At 69.6% G+C, this 13,875-nt stretch carries 12 protein-coding genes and 2 pseudogenes; 6 read left to right on the top strand and 8 right to left on the bottom strand.

The annotated features are described in order from the left end of the window. Positions 1–121: 121 nt before the first annotated feature. The 5 genes from M446_RS13645 to M446_RS13625 form a co-directional block, all read right to left on the bottom strand. Positions 122–1,054: an ABC transporter ATP-binding protein gene (locus tag M446_RS13645; RefSeq protein ID WP_012332677.1), complete on the bottom strand. Its 933-nt coding sequence runs from the start codon at positions 1,052–1,054 to the stop codon at positions 122–124. Next, the gene (locus M446_RS13640; RefSeq protein ID WP_012332676.1) at positions 1,051–2,079 is read right to left on the bottom strand and encodes an ABC transporter ATP-binding protein; all 1,029 of its coding nucleotides are present in this window, start codon (positions 2,077–2,079) and stop codon (positions 1,051–1,053) included. Before M446_RS13640 ends, M446_RS13645 begins: the two co-directional genes overlap by 4 nt. Then, positions 2,076–2,990 (bottom strand): ABC transporter permease, encoded by a 915-nt coding sequence (locus M446_RS13635; protein WP_012332675.1) that lies wholly within the window; start codon positions 2,988–2,990, stop codon positions 2,076–2,078. The genes M446_RS13640 and M446_RS13635 overlap by 4 nt, the downstream gene beginning before the upstream one ends. A 103-nt stretch (positions 2,991–3,093) precedes the next feature. Then, complete coding sequence (locus tag M446_RS13630) at positions 3,094–4,038, bottom strand: ABC transporter permease (protein ID WP_012332674.1); 945 nt, start codon at positions 4,036–4,038, stop codon at positions 3,094–3,096. 13 nt (positions 4,039–4,051) lie between these two features. Continuing rightward, positions 4,052–5,539 (bottom strand): ABC transporter substrate-binding protein, encoded by a 1,488-nt coding sequence (locus tag M446_RS13625; protein ID WP_012332673.1) that lies wholly within the window; start codon positions 5,537–5,539, stop codon positions 4,052–4,054. 237 nt (positions 5,540–5,776) lie between these two features. On the opposite strand from M446_RS13625, the gene M446_RS13620 reads away from it, so the two are divergent. Beyond that, positions 5,777–7,396 (top strand): gamma-glutamyltransferase family protein, encoded by a 1,620-nt coding sequence (locus tag M446_RS13620; protein ID WP_012332672.1) that lies wholly within the window; start codon positions 5,777–5,779, stop codon positions 7,394–7,396. A gap of 16 nt (positions 7,397–7,412) precedes the next feature. On the opposite strand, the pseudogene M446_RS39700 reads toward M446_RS13620, so the two are convergent. Together M446_RS39700 and M446_RS13610 are read right to left on the bottom strand one after the other, a co-directional pair. Further along, a pseudogene (locus M446_RS39700) lies at positions 7,413–7,526 on the bottom strand (IS5/IS1182 family transposase); the annotation flags it as partial. A gap of 104 nt (positions 7,527–7,630) precedes the next feature. Beyond that, positions 7,631–8,344: pseudogene (locus M446_RS13610) on the bottom strand (IS5 family transposase); the annotation flags it as partial. Between the two features lie 473 nt (positions 8,345–8,817). Between M446_RS13610 and M446_RS13605 the strand changes: the two are divergent. Both M446_RS13605 and M446_RS13600 read left to right on the top strand, forming a co-directional pair. Further along, entirely contained in the window at positions 8,818–10,080 is a 1,263-nt protein-coding gene (locus M446_RS13605; RefSeq protein WP_018260667.1) for a pilus assembly protein TadG-related protein, read from the top strand. A gap of 193 nt (positions 10,081–10,273) precedes the next feature. Then, complete coding sequence (locus M446_RS13600) at positions 10,274–11,593, top strand: pilus assembly protein TadG-related protein (RefSeq protein WP_012332670.1); 1,320 nt, start codon at positions 10,274–10,276, stop codon at positions 11,591–11,593. Positions 11,594–11,749: 156 nt separating this feature from the next. On the opposite strand, the gene M446_RS13595 is transcribed toward M446_RS13600, so the two are convergent. Then, the gene (locus M446_RS13595) at positions 11,750–12,214 is read right to left on the bottom strand and encodes a MarR family winged helix-turn-helix transcriptional regulator (protein WP_012332669.1); all 465 of its coding nucleotides are present in this window, start codon (positions 12,212–12,214) and stop codon (positions 11,750–11,752) included. A 233-nt stretch (positions 12,215–12,447) separates the two neighbouring features. Between M446_RS13595 and M446_RS13590 the strand changes: the two genes are divergently transcribed. The 3 genes from M446_RS13590 to M446_RS13585 all read left to right on the top strand — a co-directional run bounded on the left by M446_RS13590 (position 12,448) and on the right by M446_RS13585 (position 13,517). Further along, on the top strand, positions 12,448–12,732 hold the full coding sequence (locus M446_RS13590) for a hypothetical protein (protein ID WP_012332668.1): 285 nt from the start codon (positions 12,448–12,450) through the stop codon (positions 12,730–12,732). Between the two features lie 6 nt (positions 12,733–12,738). Beyond that, on the top strand, positions 12,739–12,882 hold the full coding sequence (locus M446_RS38135) for a hypothetical protein (RefSeq protein WP_012332667.1): 144 nt from the start codon (positions 12,739–12,741) through the stop codon (positions 12,880–12,882). 80 nt (positions 12,883–12,962) lie between these two features. Beyond that, entirely contained in the window at positions 12,963–13,517 is a 555-nt protein-coding gene (locus tag M446_RS13585) for a ComEA family DNA-binding protein (RefSeq protein ID WP_012332666.1), read from the top strand. Positions 13,518–13,875 lie beyond the last annotated feature (358 nt).

The raw sequence follows: 13,875 nt of genomic DNA, 5'->3' as shown, positions 1-13,875 counted from the left end.
GCCCGCTTCCGCGCGCAGGACGCGGGCGTCGTCGGAGGTTCGTCATCGGAGCGGCTGCGGACGGCGGCGCGCAAGCTCCGCCGGGCAGGTCACGGCCGTTCCATGATCCCGGCGCTGAGCTTCAATCGTCCGACGCGACCCAATGTCCAGGGGCGACCTCAACCAGATCGCCCGGCTGTCGCTCGCCTACTGGCTCCGGGCCGAGGGCTGCAAGACGGGTCCGCTCGGCGACCGGGTCGGGCAGCGGGACGGCCGAGAGCAGGCGCTGCGTGTAGGGGTGACGCGGGTCCTCGTAGAGTTGGTCGCTCTCGGCGAGCTCCACGATGCGCCCGCGCCAGAGCACCGCGACGCGATGGCAGAGGTAGCGCACCATGCGCAGGTCGTGGGAGATGAACAGGTACGAGAGCCCGAGATCCGCCTGCAGATCCTGCAGGAGGTTCACCACCTGCGCCTGGATCGACACGTCCAGGGCGGCGATGGGCTCGTCGGCGACGATGAAACTCGGGTTCAGGGCAATCGCGCGGGCGATGCAGATGCGCTGGCGCTGGCCGCCCGAGAACTGGTGAGGAAAGCGGCCCATGAAGGCTGGGTCGAGGCCGACGCGCTCGAACAGGTGGGCCACGGCGGCGCGGCGCTCCGGCGCTCCCATGTGCGGCCGGTGCAGCCGGAAGGCTTCGGCCACGTAGGCACCGACGCTCATGCGCGGATTGAGCGCCGCGTAAGGATCCTGGAACACTGTCTGGATGCGGCTGCGCATGCGCCGCATGGCCCGCGGCGCCAGCTTGGCGAGGTCGGTGCCCTCGAAGGTGACAGTGCCGGAGGTCGGCGGGTTCAGCATGGTCACGGCCCGACCGATCGTGGACTTGCCGGAGCCCGATTCACCAACGAGCCCGAGCGTCTCGCCGGGCGCGATGTCGAAGCTGACGTCGTGCACCGCTCGGAACACGTTCGCCTTGCCGCCCCACCAAGCCCGCAAGGGATACGCCTTCGAGAGATTGCGCACCGAGATGACGGGGCAGGAGGGCCTCACCGCCTGCGGCATCGTGGCCGTCATCGCGCGCGCTCCTCGGCGAGCCGCGCTGGCAGGTCGTACCAGGCGGCTACGAGATGGCCGGGCGCGGCGCCCTCGGCCTGGACGAGCGGGGGCATCTCGGAGCGGCAGCGGGGGGTGGCGTAGGCGTTGCGAGGGGCGAACGGGTCGCCCGGCGGCGTGCGGCGCATATCGGGCGGGCTGCCGTCGATCTGCTGCAGCCGGCGGCGCCCGGCACGCCCGCCGCTGAGATCGGGCAAAGAGCGGAGCAGCCCCAGCGTGTAGGCATTGCGCGGATCGCGGAAGATGTCGTCCACGGGTCCTCGCTCCAGGATGCGCCCGGCATACATCACCTGCACGGTGTCGCTGATGCCGGCCACTACGCCGAGGTCGTGGGTGATCCAGATCATCGCCATGCCGAGTTCGCGTTTCAGCTCCTGCACCAGGGCGATGATCTCGGCCTGCACGGTCACGTCCAGAGCCGTGGTCGCCTCGTCAGCGATGAGGAGCTTCGGGCGGCAGGCCAGCCCGATCGCGATCATCACGCGCTGACGCTGGCCGCCGGAGAGCTCGTGCGGGTACTGGTCGAGGCGGGCGATCGCGTTCGGGATGCGCACGAGGTCGAGGAGTTCGCGCGCCCGCGCCCGGGCCGCTCGGCGATCGACGCCGAGATGGATGCGCAGGGGCTCGATGATCTGCGCGGCCACCGTCATGCCCGGGTTGAGCGAGCTCATCGGGTCCTGGAACACGAAGCCGATCTCGCGGCCCCTGAACTTGCGCAGCTCGCGCTCGGGCAGGGCAAGGAGGTCGCTCCCGCGAAACAGCACCTGCCCGCCGACGATCCGGCCGGGCGGCCGTGGGATCAGGCCCAGCATGGCCAGGACATGCACGCTCTTGCCCGAGCCCGACTCGCCGACGACGCCGAGCGTCTCGCCCTCGTTCAGCGCGTAGGAGACGCCGTTGACGGCATGGACCGTGCCGCTCTCGGTCTCGAACGTCACGCGCAGGTCTCGCACATCGAGGAGGGGCTCGCCCCTGGGAACCGTCATGTGCGCTGCCTCGGGTCGAGGGCGTCGCGCAGGCCGTCGCCAAGCAGGTTGAAGGCCAGAACCGCGAGGAAGATCGAGAGGCCCGGCCAGATCGCCATCCAGGGCGCCTGGTCCATGAAGTTCTTGGCGACGTTGAGCATGGCGCCCCACGACGGCTCGGGCGGCTGCTGGCCGAGGCCGAGGAACGAGAGGCTGGCCTCGGCGATGATCGCCACCGCGATGGTGAGCGTCGCCTGGACGAGGATCGCCGGCACGATGTTGGGCAGGATGTGCACGAGCGCGATCCGCCAAGCTGGGTTGCCCACGGAGCGGGCCGCCTCCACGAACTCCTCGGCTGCCACCGCTCGCGCCTGCGCACGGGTGAGACGCACGAAGGTGGAGGTGGCCGACAATCCGATCGCCAGCATGGCGTTGGTGAGGCTCGGGCCCAGGAACGCGGCGAGGGCGATCGCCAGGATCAGGAACGGGATGGCGAGCAGTGCGTCGGTGACGCGCATGATCGCCGCATCGACCCAGCCGCCCGCGTATCCGGAGACGAGGCCGATCGGCAGGCCGAGCGCCACGGCCAGGCCCACCGAGACGAGGCCGGCCCCGAGCGAGGCGCGCGCCCCGTAGATGATGCGCGAGAGCACATCGCGCCCGACCTCGTCGCCGCCGAACGGGTGGGCGAGGCTCGGCGCGGCGCGTACCGCGCCCCAGTCGGTGGCGGTGGGATCGTAGGGCGCGACGACGTCGGCGAGCGCGGCCATGGCGATGAGCGCCACCACGACGGCGAGCCCGATCACGGCGCTCGGCCGCGCGCGCAGGCGACGCCAGAAGGCGGCGAGAGGGCCGGCCTCCCGGACCATGCCAGGGCCGCCGGCGGGCGCAGCGGGCTCGGCCGCTTCGGTGACCGGGGTGCCTGTGCTCATCGGCGTCGAGCGTCCTCGCGCGCTGTTCGCGATCGCTCGGCGCCGCCCTTCACCTGTTCAGGAGAGTGGATCGGCGCAGGTTCCGGCATGTCATCCACCCCCCTCATGCCCGGCGCAGCTTCGGGTTGACCACGGCCGATAGCACGTCGGCGGCGAGGTTGAGGGCGATGTAGGTCGCGGCGGTGCAGATCACGACGCCCTGCACGGTGGCGAAGTCCCGGTTGAACACGGCGTCCACCATCAGCTTGCCGAAGCCCGGCACGGAGAAGACCTGCTCGGTGAGAACCGCCCCCGAGAGAAGCTGCCCGAATTCCAGCGCCCCGAGCGTGATGATGGGGATCGCCGCGTTCGGCAGGGCGTGGCGCAGCACGAGCCGCAGGGGCGACACGCCCTTGGCGCGGGCGGTGCGCACGTAGTCGGCGCCGAGCACGCCGAGCATCGCCGCACGCGTGTGGCGCATCATCACCGCCGCGATGGCGTTGCCGAGGACGAAGGCCGGCATCGCCATGGCCTCGAGATTGTCGATCAGGCTCTCGCCCGGCGGCACGTAGCCTGAGGCCGGCAGCCAGCCGAGATGCACCGAGAACAGCAGGATCAGGAGGATGCCGAGCCAGAAGTTCGGGATCGAGAGGCCCCAGAGAGCAATCGCGTTGGCCGCAGCGTCCGCCCAGGTGCCGCGCTTGACCGCCGAGAGGATGCCCATGGGCACGCCGATCGCGAGCGCCACCAGCATGGCGAGGCAGGCGAGTTCCAGGGTCACCGGCAGCTTCTCGAGGACGAGCTCGGCCACCGGCTTTTGCAGGCGCACCGAGACGCCGAGATCGCCCCGCAGCACGCCGGACGCCCAGTAGGCGTAACGCACCGGGAGCGGCTGATCGAGGTGGTACTTTCGCCGGATGAAGGCGATCACCTCGGGGTCGCGCTCCTCGCCGGTGAGCGCAGTCGCCACGTCGCCCGGCAGCAATTGCTGCAGGGCGAAGATGATCATCGAGGCGAGAATGAGCGTCGGGACGGCGAGCGCGAGGCGATGGGCCAGAAAGCGTAGCATCAGAACCGCAGCGTCAGTTCAGCGTCAGCCCGGTGAAGCGCACGAGCCCGTCCGGATAAGGGACGAAGCCGCTGATCTTCGGGCTGTAAGCCCAGAGCAGTTTGCGGTGCATCAAGTAGACGCTTGGACGGTCGGTGAGCACCTTGTCGGCGAGCGCCTTCCAGGCCGCCCTGCGCTTCTCCGGATCGACCGAGCCGCGCTCGGCCTGGAGCGCCGCGTCGGCCTCGGGGCTGCAGTAGCGCGGGTAGTTGAGCGGCGCCTTGCAGCTGAGAAAGCTGAAGGTGTTGCCGTCGGGATCCGGTCGGCCGCTCCAGTTGTAGAGATAGGCCTCGTAGTTGCCCTTGTCGGCCAGATCGAGGGCGGTGGTGAAGTCGGTCGCCTGCAGCTTCACCTCGAAGCCCGCCTCCTTGGTCATCGCCTGGATGACCTGGCCGACCTGCGGCGCCTCGCTGTTGGCGTAGACCATCATGGTGATCTGAGGCTTGGGCTGGCCCGCCTCCGCGAGCAGCGCCTTGGCCTTGGCCACGTCGCGCTTCGGGATCGGGTAGTCCTTCACGTAGTCCGGGTGCTTCGGCGAGACCCATTGGTTGCCGGGCAGGAACTCGCCGTTGAACACGACCTGGCTGATGGCGTTCCGGTCGAGCGACAGCTCGAAGGCGGCGCGCACCCGCGGGTCGGCGATGGGCGAGCCGGCTTTGGCCGTGTTGAACAGGACCGATTGGAAGCCGAGCTCGTAGGTCGAGGCGAGCTTGAGCTTGGCGTCGCGCGCCACCTGCGGCGCGTCGGTGGGGGCGAGGCGCTCGAGCAGGTCGAGCTGGCCGGCCCGCAGGTTCGTCAGCCGCACCGTGGTGTCGGGGATCGGCCGGAACTCGACGCGCTGGATGTGGATCTGGTCCTTGTTCCAGTAGTCGGGGAAGCGCTTGACCACGATGCGGTCCTGCGGGACCCGCTCCACGAACCGGAACGGGCCGGCGCAGACGGGGTCGGTGGCGAACTTGTCGCCGAGCCGCTCGGCGGCCTTGGGCGAGACCAGCATGCCGGCCCGGTCGGTGAATTGTGCCATCAGGGGCGCGAAGGGCTGCTTCAGGTTGATCTTGAAGGTGAGGTCGTCCACAGCCTCGACGGAGTCGATCGGCGCGATCTCGCCACGACGCTGTGAGCCCGGCATCTTCAGGTGGCGCTCGATCGAGTACTTGGCGGCCGCGGCGTTCACGGGCTCGCCGTCGTGAAATCTGACCCCTGGCCGGAGCGTCATGGTGAGGGTCTTCTCGTCGGCCGAGAGCTCCCACTTGGTGGCGAGCTGGGGCACCAGCTTCAGGTCGGGGCCGATATCGACGAGCTTGTCGCAGAGCGCGGCGAAGACCATGCGGCCTGCGAAGGTGCGCGCCAGGGTCGGGTCGAGGGCGTCCGGATCCTCCATCATGCCGTAGCGCAGGGTCTGGGCCGAGAGCGGTGCGGTGAGTGCGAGCCCGGCGATGAGGCAGGCGGCAAGGCGCAGCATCCGGGTGTCCTGTCCGTTTGGTGGAAGGCGGATCGTGCCGGAAGCGTCCGGCGCCGAGGCGGGCGCGTCAAGGTCGCAAACCGGCGGCCCTGTGGCACACCGTGTTCCAAGCGGCGGCCGCGCCAAGGGGTGCCTCGCGCGGAGCAACTTGCGTCGCCCGGGAGAGCGGCGCACCAGGGCCTTCGAATCGCTCGCGGAGCCCCGCGGCGCGGACCCGGAACCCACGGACGCGAATCGATGAAGCCCTTCGTCTGGAACCACGGCTATCCCTCGCTGCGCATGCCAATCTTCGGCCGCAACGTGGTGGCGACCTCGCACGCGCTCGCCGCCCAGGCCGGGCTCAAGATGATCTGGCGGGGCGGCAACGCGGTCGACGCCGCCATCGCGACCGCCGCCGCCAAGACCATCACCGAGCCATGCAGCAATGGCCTCGGCTCGGACGCCTTCTGCATCCTGTGGGACGGCCAGCGGCTTCACGGGCTGAACGCCTCCGGTGGCGCGCCCGCCGCCTGGACCCCGGACTACTTCCGCCGCAAGTACGGGGAGGCGGCCCGCCCGCCCATGCGCGGCTGGGATTCGGTGACGGTGCCGGGCGCCGTCGCGGCCTGGGTGGCGCTCAGCGAGCGCTTCGGGCGCCTGCCCTTCGCCGACCTGATGGAGCCGGCGATCGAGATCGCCGAGCGCGGCTACCTCGCGCCGATCGTGGTGCAGCAGAAATGGGCGGCCGCCGCCCAGGTTCCGGAGCTTGCCGGCCAGCCGGGCTTCGCCGAGGTGTTCCTGCCCCGCGGCCGCGCCCCGGAGGTCGGCGAGCGGGTGCGGCTGCCGGGCATCGCCCGGACGCTGCGGGCCGTGGCCGAGACGAGGGGCCGGGCTTTCTACGCGGGCGAGATCGCCGAGGCGACCGCCCGCCACGCGGCTGAGCACGGCGGGGCCATGACGGTGGCGGATCTCGCTGCATATTGCCCCGAATGGGTCGAGCCGACTGGCCAGGACTATCGCGGCTACACGCTCCACGAGATCCCGCCGAACGGGCAGGGCATCGCCGCGCAGATCGCGCTCGGCATCCTCGCGGAGTTCGACCTCGGCTCGCTGCCGCCCGACGGGCCCGAGAGCCAGCACCTGCAGATCGAGGCGATGAAGCTCGCGTTCAGTGACACCTACCGCTACGTGGCCGATCCTTCGGGCATGACGATCACGCCGGACGAGATGCTCGATCCCACCTATCTCCGGGCGCGGGGCAGGCTGATCGACCGGACGAAGGCCCAGGATTTCGGCCCCGGTAATCCGGCGAGCGGCGGCACGATCTACCTCACCACGGCCGATTCCTCGGGGATGATGGTGAGCTATATCCAGTCGAACTTCATGGGCTTCGGCTCCGGGGTCGTGGTGCCCGAATGGGGTCTGTCCCTGCAGAACCGCGGCTACGGCTTCCACCTCGATCCGGGCAGCCCCAACGTGGTGGCGCCGGGCAAGCGGCCCTTCCACACCATCATCCCGGGTTTCCTGACCAAGGACGGCGCGCCGGTGATGAGCTTCGGCGTGATGGGCGGCAACATGCAGCCGCAGGGCCACGTGCAGACGCTGGTGCGCATGCTCGATCACCACCAGAACCCGCAGGCCGCCTGCGACGCGCCGCGCTGGCGCGTGAATGAGGGGCTCAGCATCAACGCCGAATCGACCATGCCGTCCGAGACGGTGCGGGCGCTGGCCGAGCGCGGCCACCGCATCGAGGTGATCAACGACAGCTATCAGGATTTCGGGGCCGGCCAGTTCATCTGGCGCATGGGCGATCCGGATGAGGATGGCTACGTCGCGGCGAGTGATCCGCGGCGCGACGGTCAGGCCGTCGTGTGCTGAGAGTCTTTTTGAGAAGTCAGTGATGTGCTGTCCGTCGCAGAAGGATGGCGCCCATGGCGATGAGGATTATGGCCTCGGAGACGTCGAGGCGTTGCTCGTAGTCGCGCACGAGGCGGCGCCCGCGTGTCATACCAAATCCGCTTGATCCCTTCGGGATGGCGGATTTGGGCTTCGCTCAGGCGCCGCGCGGGCTGGTGATCCGGGATCCGCTTCGATCAAGCGGATCCCGGATCACCAGCCGAAGCTGCGCTCCACGACCCAGCGGCGGGGCAAGACCTGGAAGCCGGCGGCCTCGTCGCATCGGCGCACGACCTCGACTGAAAAGTCGAGGGAGGCGGCCTTGTCCATGGGCTGGAGCCGGTCGTAGGCGCCGTCGGCGAAGAGGTGCGTCACCCACGGCCAGCGCTTGCGGATGGCGTCGAGGATGACTTGGTCTCCAGCCGGGTCTGAGATCTCCGCCGGGCTCAAGTTCACCATCAGCCGCCGCCCGTTCGTGTCGACGGCGGTGTGGCGCTTGCGGCCGGTCACCTTCTTGGCGGCGTCGTAGCCCCGCGCAGCCCCAGGCGCCGGCACATTGACCGACTGGCTGTCCACGACGGTAGCGGAGGGGCTCGCCTCGCGGCCGGCCCGCTCCCGGTCGCACATCAGGGCGAGGTCGTGGATGGTCTGGACCAGGAAGCGCCGCATCACGCGACGGAACCACCCGTCGACCGTCTGCCATGGGCCAAACTCGGTCGGCAGCATCTCCCACCCGCAGCCCGCACGCACGCGGGAGCGCAAGGCATTCACGACCCCGCGCAGATCCACGCGCCGCGGCCGTCCGCGCCGGCTCGGGCGGGGCATCGGGGGAGCGATCCGCGCCCACTCCTCGTCCGTGAGATCAGACCGGTACCGCTCGGTCTTCCTGGCAATCTCGGCCATCCGGCCACGGCTCTGCTCGGTCCACATCCCGAGCTTGAACCATGCCCTCCGCCCGCGCGGAACCCCGATACCTCATTGTCCAAAAGGGCTCTCAGATGCAGCGCCGCACCTGAGTTCAGGTGGTGTGTCTCGCTCGAGTCTAGGTGAGAGCTCGATGGGCTTCTGAGGGATCGGGTCGTAATCGGCACCCTTGGCCGGCGTTCGACAACAATGTCCCATCGTTCTGGACATCCGGTTCGGCTGCCGGCCCGGGCCGGGCTGCGCCCTCTCAGGATCAGAAGGTCAAGCCTCAGTTTCTAACGCTACAGCTCGGACATGTGATGCTGGACCGCCGCCTTATCAATATATTACGGACGATGCATCATCCCGGAAATATCAATCAAAATTTAAGATCATGAGCTGTATCTCACGATCAGATCAAATTCGGTCAGCCGGGCTGGGCGGCCGGGTCAGGAGCTGCATCGATGCCCAGGCAGGTGTCATCTCGCCCTGTCCCCACCTTGAGGCGCATCTGTGCCGAATGGTCCACGGGGCGCTCGGGCAGCGTCGGCTTCGTGTTCGGCCTGTTGCTCCTGCCCATGATGGTGGCGATGGGCGTCAGCGTCGATTACGCGAGAGTCTCCGCCGCACGATCCGACCTCGCCGCCGCCGCCGATGCCGCGGTCCTGTCGGTCACCAACAAGGCCGCCATGAGCCTCGACATGCTCAGCGCCCAGGCACGGGTTCGGGACGCATTCCTCAAGAATATCCAGACCATGCCGGACATCAGCGGCGTCTCGGCCGACGCCGTCGTCATCGACCTGCTCGGCGTGCGCGCGGCGACCCTGTCCTACACCGCCAGCTACAGGACCGCCTTCTCGGGCATCCTCGGCATGCGCACCCTCTCCGTCAGCGGCAACGCCGCCTCCAAGTCCGCCGTGCCGATCTACATGGATTTCTACCTCCTCCTCGACAACTCGCCCTCCATGGGCGTCGGAGCGACCAGCGCCGACATCAGCACCATGGTGAGCCGCACCCCGGACAAGTGCGCGTTCGCCTGCCACGACCTGTCGGCCGGGAACAGCGACTACTACCACCTCGCCAAGTCGCTCGGCGTGACCATGCGGATCGACGTGGTCCGGCAGGCCACCCAGCGCCTGATGGACACCGCCGCCAACACCGCCCTCGTCCCCGGCCAGTTCCGGACGGCGCTCTACACGATGGGCGCGGACTGCGCGTCGGTCGGGCTCACCACCGTCAGCCCCCTGAGCTCGGACCTCGCGGCCGCCAAGACCAACGCGCAGGCCATCGATCTCATGACCATCCAGAAGCCCGGCTACAACAACGACCAGTGCACGGACTTCGATGGCGTCTTCCAGAGCCTGAACGGCAAGATCGACGTCGCCGGCGACGGCTCCACCGCCCTGACGCCGCAGAAGGTGGTGTTCCTGGTCTCCGACGGCGTGGCGGACGCCTACTATCCCTCGACCTGCACCCGCAAGACCACGGGGGGGCGCTGCCAGGAGCCGCTGACGCTGGCGAACTGCACCACGCTCAAGAACCGGGGCATCAAGATCGCGGTGCTGTACACGACTTACCTGCCGCTGCCGACCAACGACTGGTACAACACCTGGATCGCGCCGTTCCAGGCGACGCTGCCAAGCGCCATGCAGGGCTGCGCCTCGCCGGGCCTGTACTTCGAGGTCAGCCCGACCCAGGGCATCGCGGACGCGATGACGACGCTGTTCCAGCGGACGGTCTCACAACCGCGACTGACCCAGTAACCCGGCTCCCGGCCGGCGTGATCGGCGTATCGCCACGGGGTGACGGAGCCTCCCCGCGCGCCGGTTGCGGCGTCGCCCGAGACCGGGCGAGCCGCATCGTGGCGCCCGTCTCATCGGGCACCGCCGGAGCACGATCAGAAATCCAACCTTTCCAGTTCGGCCCAAGCTTGGGGCGGGAGCGGGACCTCCGGTGATGCGGTCACTGAAAACCTTTCTTGCGGACCGGGCCGGGGCTGCGGCGCTGATCCTCGGCCTGTGCCTGCCGATGCTGGTGGCCGGCTCCGGCGCCGCCCTCGAATACGCCCGCATCCACAAGCGAAGGACCGAGCTGCAGAAGGCCGTCGACACGGCCGCGCTCGCCGCCGCGGGTGAGCTGACCATTGCCGGCTCGGACACCTACGTCCGGAACCTGGCGGTGCGCACGGCCTACGAGGCGGCCGGCGGAACCGACCCCGCCGTCACCCGCGCCACGGCTCGCGTGCAGAACCGGCGCGGCTGGGTTCAGGTCGAGATCCGCGAGACCGTGCGCAGCCTGTTCGGTCGCCTGCTCACCATGCCGACCATGGAGCTCAGCGCGCAGGCCACGGGCGAGCTCTCCGGATCCACCCGCGTGTGCCTGCTGACGCTGGACGACAGCCACGCCGACGCCATGCACCTGCACAAGAACGCCAACGTCGTCGCCACCAGCTGCGGGCTGTTCGGCAATTCCAGCGACAAGGCCGCGGTGCACCTGGAGGACGGGGCGACGGTCGACGCCGCGCTGATCTGCTCGGCGGGCGGCATCAGCAAGGGACGGGCCTACGTCAAGGGCCTGCTGCAGACCGGCTGTCCCGCCCGGCCCGATCCGCTCGCCGCGCGCATGCCGCCCCCGCTGCCGAGTTGCACCTTCCCCGACCAGCTCGTGGTCGACGGAGCGAAGACGCCGACGCTGCTGCTGCTGCCGGGGGTGTACTGCAAGGGGCTGAAGGTCACCAACGGCGCCCAGGTCACCTTCGGGGCCGGGGTGTACGTGATCGACAACGGCCCGCTCGTGGTCGACAAGGACGGGGCGATCTCCGGGCAGAACGTCGGCTTCTACTTCACCGGGGACGCCGGCGGGGTGCTGTTCGACATCAGGAGCAGCATCGACCTGACCGCGCCGAAGGACGGCCCGATGGCGGGCCTGCTGTTCTTCGAGAACCGGACCGTGACGGCGCCGGTGGTGGTCCAGTCCGACACCAAGCTTCCGCCGCCTCCGCCACCACCGGGCTCACCGCCGATGCGGCAGTACCGGATCATCAGCAACAACGCCCGCAACCTGCTGGGCACGATCTACCTGCCGGCCGGTCGCCTGATCATCGACGCGAACAACCCCGTTGCTGATCGCTCAGCGTACACCATCATCGTGGCGCGTCAGGTGGAGTTCTTCGACGGTCCGAGCCTCTACCTGAACTCGAACTACGGCGTGACGGACATCCCCGTGCCGGAAGGGGTCGGCAACACCACCAAGCGCACGATCAAGCTGGTGCAGTAATTCCAAACGGAGGCGCCTTGCGCGCGTGGTCGCGCCAGGTGCCCGGAACGCCGACGCCCAACCCTCCGATTCGGTCGGCCTCGTTCGGCCCGATATGGCTCACCCCACACACTGCATGCCGGGCAGGGACGGCGCGGCAGCACGGGCTCGTCGGCGTCAATCGGGGACGGACCGCTTCCCCTCCAGGCGGCGCAGCTTCGGGATGATCCCCAGCAGCCCCTCCTTCAGCTCCTGGATCGGCTCCTCACACCCGCCGAGCGCGCACACGATCCGCTCCCGGGCCTCACCGACCCGCTCCCGCAGGCTCCGGCCCGCCCTGGTCAGCTCCAGGCGCAGCTGACGTTCGTTCTCGGGATCGCGAAGCCGCCGCACGTAGCCGCTCACCTCCAGGCGCTTGAGCAGCGGCGTCAGCGTGCCCGCATCCAGCTGCAGGCGCCGACCGATCTCCTTCAGGTTCACGCCGTCCCGCTCCCAGAGCACCAGCAGCACCAGGTACTGCGGGTAGGTCAGGCCGAAGGGCTCCAGCAGCGGCCTGTAGGCGGCCGTGAAGGCGTGCGCGGCCGCGTAGACGCTGAAGCAGAGCTGGTTGTCGAGCCGCAGGTCACCGCCGGGTACCGTCATCAGCCACTCTCTCAAGTTGCATTATTCCCAAATGCGCATCCAGGAGCTGAAATCGCACGACGACGTTTAGAGCACAAGCTCATTCTTTCGGCACCTCCGCCCGCCTGCAGCGAGGCCGCGTCCACCACGCAGAGCATCGTCCGAACGGCCTAGTTCTGGATTACGCTTGCGCTCCAACGTTTTGGGCTCTATCAAACGTCGCACTAAGCAAAAACGCCCTGGGGAGGCCACCGATGATCCGCACCACCCGAACCGTGCCCGGCCCGAGCCGATCCACCATCTCGCTGGGCCTGCTCGGTGCCGTGGGCGGCCTCAGCGCCCTCCTGACCGGCCTCACCCTCGCGCCCGAGCGGGCCAGCTCCGCGCCGGCCGCTCCCTCCGTGACCCGGTTTCAGAGCACCGCTCCCGCTCCGGTCCAGGGTGCTGCCCTCGCCGCCCCGGACACCGCTCGCGCGGGCAGCGTCGGCGAGCCCCGCCGCACCGTGCGCGTCGTCTATCCCGGCCCGGTCACCCGCTGAGCCGCCATGACTGTCCTGACCGCCCCAGCCCTCGCCCAGGCTCCCGCCGCCCCGCGCGCCGCGCGGTGGCTGCGCGCCGGCGCCGGCTTCGCCGGCTCGACCGCGCTGCTTATCCTCGGCATGCTCACCCTCGGCAGCCTCGCCGCCTGAGCCCGCTCCGCGTCCCTCGCGAGGGCTGCCGCGACGCGGGCAGACCTCCACGCCCACCCGCGCGTCCCTGGAGTGAGGTCATGCTGAAATTCGTGTTCGGGCTGCGCCTGTTCGCCCTGCTCGTGCTCGCGGGTGGCGTCGGTGTGGTCGCCGTGACCCTTGGCCGGTTGGAGCTGAGCGAGGCCTACGCCACCTCGCCCGTCCTGCGGCCCGTGCGATCGGGCCCGCAGGCCTCCAAGACCGCCGCGGCCAGCCCCCCTGCCGCGAGCGGGGACATGCAGGCGCTCGCGAGCGGATTGCGCGACGCGGCCAGCCGCACGGCCCTGACCTCGAGCCCCCCGGCGGCCCAGAGCTCCGTGGCGCCCGCGGCTTCGTCCGCCGCCGTGAGCGAGCCCACCACTCCGACCAGGACGGCCGCCCTGATCGCGCCCGAGCCGCAGGCGGTGGCCGGCAGCTTTGTTGACCTCAACACCGCCTCGCTGGCGGAGCTGAACGGACTGCGAGGCGGCGGTGCGATCGGGCGGGCGATCGTCCGGGGCCGGCCCTACCGGTCCGCCGAGGAACTGGTCAGCCGGCGCGTGCTCAGCCGCGCCCGCTTCGAGCGGATCCGGGATCAGGTCCGGGTGCGCTCGTAAGCTGGGCCACGATCGCGGCAACGCCCCATTCACCATGATCGGTGCAGGAGCGGCGGCGCCGGATTGGGTTGCGCGCTCATGCCGCCCCATCCTCACCCCCGCGCCGACACCGGACGGCCTCGCCTCGTTCTGCCGGACGCCGTCGGTCTCGGGCGCGTGCTGGACCAGATGCGGGCCTGGCACCCGCTCGACATCGCCGCACTCGCCCGGCTCGTGACGCAGACGTTCGTCGTTGATCTTGACCTCCTGGCCCCAGTTCTGTCGTCCAGGGAGCCTGAGCGTCGGCCCGTGATCAGGTCCAGCCTGATCCGGTCGGCCAGAAAGGAGCCGCGTTCTCGCCAGTCATATTGTGGACATA

Origin of the sequence: Methylobacterium sp. 4-46, from assembly GCF_000019365.1 — a bacterium.
Taxonomy (GTDB): domain Bacteria; phylum Pseudomonadota; class Alphaproteobacteria; order Rhizobiales; family Beijerinckiaceae; genus Methylobacterium.
Note: the sequence above shows the minus strand (reverse complement) of the source record. Positions and strands in the feature narration are given on the sequence as shown.